Origin of the sequence: Herminiimonas sp. (assembly GCF_030645555.1) — a bacterium.
In the GTDB taxonomy this organism is placed as follows: Bacteria; Pseudomonadota; Gammaproteobacteria; order Burkholderiales; family Burkholderiaceae_D; genus Oxalicibacterium.
The window spans coordinates 1-3,746 of record NZ_JAUSME010000284.1 but is presented as its reverse complement, the minus strand read 5'-3'; the positions used below and the strand labels follow the sequence as shown (position 1 = coordinate 3,746).

Below are 3,746 nucleotides of genomic sequence, written 5' to 3'. Positions count from 1 at the left end.
GCTCGGCCATTCGGATGCCGATGTGCTGTTGCACGCGATTACCGATGCCTTGTTCGGCGCGGCCGCATTGGGCGATATAGGACGGCATTTTCCTGATACGGCAGTCGAGTTTGCCGGTGCCGATTCGCGCGTATTGCTGCGCGAAGCAGCCAAGCGTGTGGCAGCAGCAGGTTTTCGCATCGGCAATGTGGATGCGACCATTATTGCGCAAAGACCGAAGATGGCGCCGCACATAGTGCAAATGGTGGCCCATGTCGCCGAGGATCTGGGCGTGGCGATCAACCAGGTCAACATCAAGGCGAAAACCAATGAAAAACTGGGCTACCTGGGGCGCGAAGAAGGAATCGCTGCCGAAGCGGTGGCGCTGATTTACCAAATATAATAAAAACGGCTGAAATTTATTTGTTTTCTCCCTGTCTACTTAATAGTATTGATTTCTTAACTAAAAATTTTCTTGAAAGGTCATAAACATGTCGAATGAAGGCTATCACGAGCCAGTTGATAAACTGTCTGCAGCAACCATGGATATGCACAGGGCGATTACTTCGCTGATGGAAGAGCTGGAGGCTGTCGACTGGTATAACCAGCGGGTCGACGCGGCGACCGATCCTGAACTGAAGAAGATACTTGCGCACAATCGCGACGAGGAAAAAGAACATGCGGCGATGGTGCTGGAGTGGATACGCAGGCGCGATCCGAAGATGGACAAGGAATTGCGCGACGCCTTGTTCAAGGAAGGCCCGATCACCGGCGATCATCACGAATAAACAGTATGAAAAAGGCAATCCCGCTGCAAGGCATTGAATTCTCAGGATGGATCACCATCTATTGCAGCATCGCCCGGATTGCCGCATAGTTGCATTGTGCGATGCCGTATTTCCAGCATGCACAGCAAGTCCGGGGTGATTTATCAGCTTGACTTGGTTATATATAAAAAGATTCAGGAGTGACACGACATGGCATCTTTTCTTTTCATCCAGCACGCACAGGGCTGGCAGCAAATGTTTCGCCGCAGCCAGTCGGGCGGTTTTGTTTCGCGCCTGCTCGCGTGGCTGGTGCTGGGTCTGGTGTTGATGGTCGGTTTGCTGGTCGTGGTGGCAGTCTTGCTGCTGAGCTGGTTGCTGATCCCGGTGCTGATGTATAAACGCCGCAAGGCCTTGAAAGCGCGTTTCGCAGCGGAGCGCGCCTATCAGCAGTCATCGCAAGGCGAGATCATAGACGCGGTAGTGACCGAGATCAGGGATGACAAGGCATAAAGGCTAGACCTGATTACAGATTGCCGTTCTCAAGTAAAAAACGCACATCTCTTACCGAGCATGTGCGTTTTTTTATTGGCGCTGCCGAGAGCTCTGTGCGCTTTCAGGCAGAGAAATGGCTGTGCCGCTTCCTAGCGTTGGCCAGCACGATTTGCACCATCAGCCCGCCGCCATCCCGATTGAACAAGTTCAGCTTGCCGCTATGCCGCTTGACGATACGGTCTACGATCGCCAGGCCCAGGCCGGCCCCATTAGCCTGCCCGCGGGCGCTATCCATGCGGGTAAACGGGCGCAGCAGGCGGCTGATTTCCTGTTCCGGCACACCGGCGCCATGATCGGCGATTTCCAGTATCACCTTGTCGCCTTCGGCGCGGCAGGACAAGTCTATATCGACGTGGCTGGCGCCGTTCGCCTTGCCGTAACGGCGCGCGTTTTCTATCAGGTTGTTGACTATCCGCTTGATATCGATCGCATTGCCCAGGATGCTGATCTTGTCTTCTATGGTGCTGTTCACCTGGACGTCAGGCAGGCGTGCCGCGGCGTGCGCCGCATCCGATATCAGGGCCGTCATGTCTATGGATTTGAAATGGCTGCTGTCAACCGGTTTTGCATAATCGAGGAACTGGCCGATGATCGCATCCATTTGTTCCAGATCGGATTGCATGCCTTTGCGCGCATCGTCGGGCAAGCCGGCCATTTCGACTTCCAGCTGCATGCGCGCAAGCGGCGTGCGCAAATCGTGCGAAATGCCGGCCAGTACCACCGCACGATCGGATTCGACGCGATTCAAATCATCGACCATTTGATTGAAGCTGTGATTGGCTTCGCGGATTTCCATCGGGCCGCGTTCCGGCAACGGAGCAGGGCGCTGGCCATTTGCAATCGCACGCGTGGCAGCGGTGAGGCGTGCCAAAGGTTGATTGATCAAGCCGGAAATCATCATGGCTCCCAGCAAGGACAGCATCAAGGTGGCGGCGCCCCAGCCCAGCCACTGGACGCCGGAACTGCCTTCGATCCGGTTGCGGTCCAGCATCATCCAGTACTCGTCATCGGAGATCGTAAAACTGACCCAGAAGCCGGCGACATCATTGACGGTGCGCGCAAAGCGGGTTTCCTTGCCCAGGCCGGCGCGCACGCTTTCCTGGATGCTTTGTACCAGGCTGTTTTCGAGCGGCGGTTCGACGCTGTCAGTATCTTCCAGCGGATAAACGCGTATGCCTTCGTTGCTGGCCAGATCGAACAATAATTCGCGCCGCGAATCAGGCGCGGAATGCGTGAGCGCTGCCCGTGTAATCGTCACCACCGAGATGACCTGTGCCGCAATCTGGTTGGCGCGTGGCGTTTGTTCAACGACGCGATAACTGGCGACCCAGGCTGCCATGCTTGCTGCAATCAGGCAGGTCAGCAGGAAAAAGGTGCGCCAGAACAGGCCGCTTTTGATCCATGCAAGGCGATTTGATGATGTGGTGGGCATCCTTGTGGTTTTTCAGGCGGCTGAGCGGATGTCAGCGCGGCTTGCCTTCAGGAATAAATACATAGCCCAGACCCCAGACGGTTTGTATATAGAGTGGCGCGGAAGAATCCGGCTCTATCAGTTTCCGCAGGCGCGAAATCTGTACGTCCAGGCTGCGATCGAAGACTTCATATTCACGTCCGCGTGCCAGCTCCATCAGTTTTTCACGGGATAGCGGTTGCCGCGCGTGGCGTGCAAACACCTTCAACACGGAAAATTCACCGGTCGTCAGCGGCACGGTTTCATCATTTTTTTTCAGTGTGCGGGTGCCCAGATCGAGCGTGAACTCGCCGAAGGTAAATGATTCCGGCGTCTCCGACGGTGCGCCCGGCGCTTCGTCCGGACCGACGCGGCGCAGCACGGCGCTGATGCGGGCGACCAGTTCGCGCGGGTTGAAGGGCTTGGATATATAGTCGTCTGCACCCATCTCCAGGCCGACGATGCGATCGACATCTTCGCCCTTGGCAGTCAGCATGATGATGGGCGTCTTGTCGCCGGCCCCACGCAGGCGGCGGCAGATGGACAAACCATCTTCTCCCGGCAGCATCAGGTCCAGCACCAGCAAGTCATAACGTTCGCGCAGCCACAGCTTGTTCATCGCCTGCGCACTTTCTGCCGTGACTACATTGAATCCCTGTTCGGCAAGATAGCGGCGCAGCAAATCGCGCAAGCGCATATCGTCATCGACCACCAGCACCTTGGTCTGGTGCGAGTTGGTCGAGTGGGCGGTTTCCTTCATGGGTGCATTTGTCGTATTCATTTTGCTATGGTAACGTCAGAAAGACTACTCGGCATAGCGGGGAGCGCAGGCATTACAAAGTGTTACAACCTTTACGGAATGGGGCTTAGGGCTGGAAGCAAAGCGGCATAAACTTTGTGAATGGTTTAAACGATGAGCACGCCATGGCAAAATGCTGCGAAAGATGACGATGAATATAACACTGAAAAGAACAGGATTGATGCTGCTGCTGGCAAGT

Annotated in this window: 6 protein-coding genes; 3 read left to right on the top strand and 3 right to left on the bottom strand. The window is 55.6% G+C overall.

Going from position 1 to position 3,746, the window contains the following annotated elements:
* The 3 genes from ispF to Q7T06_RS10900 form a co-directional block, all read left to right on the top strand.
* Positions 1–382, top strand: a 382-nt coding sequence (gene ispF, locus Q7T06_RS10910) for a 2-C-methyl-D-erythritol 2,4-cyclodiphosphate synthase (protein ID WP_304784543.1), incomplete at its 5' end; no start/stop codon positions are given.
* Positions 383–470: 88 nt separating this feature from the next.
* Entirely contained in the window at positions 471–767 is a 297-nt protein-coding gene (locus Q7T06_RS10905; RefSeq protein WP_304784541.1) for a ferritin-like domain-containing protein, read from the top strand.
* Between the two features lie 189 nt (positions 768–956).
* Positions 957–1,256: a hypothetical protein gene (locus Q7T06_RS10900; RefSeq protein ID WP_304784538.1), complete on the top strand. Its 300-nt coding sequence runs from the start codon at positions 957–959 to the stop codon at positions 1,254–1,256.
* 103 nt (positions 1,257–1,359) lie between these two features.
* On the opposite strand, the gene Q7T06_RS10895 is transcribed toward Q7T06_RS10900, so the two are convergent.
* From Q7T06_RS10895 to Q7T06_RS10885, 3 genes are all read right to left on the bottom strand, one after another.
* Complete coding sequence (locus Q7T06_RS10895) at positions 1,360–2,730, bottom strand: ATP-binding protein (RefSeq protein WP_304784536.1); 1,371 nt, start codon at positions 2,728–2,730, stop codon at positions 1,360–1,362.
* 31 nt (positions 2,731–2,761) lie between these two features.
* On the bottom strand, positions 2,762–3,529 hold the full coding sequence (gene ompR / locus Q7T06_RS10890) for a two-component system response regulator OmpR (protein WP_304784534.1): 768 nt from the start codon (positions 3,527–3,529) through the stop codon (positions 2,762–2,764).
* 24 nt (positions 3,530–3,553) lie between these two features.
* Positions 3,554–3,746 (bottom strand): hypothetical protein (locus Q7T06_RS10885; protein ID WP_304784531.1); only part of this gene is annotated, 193 nt, incomplete at its 5' end.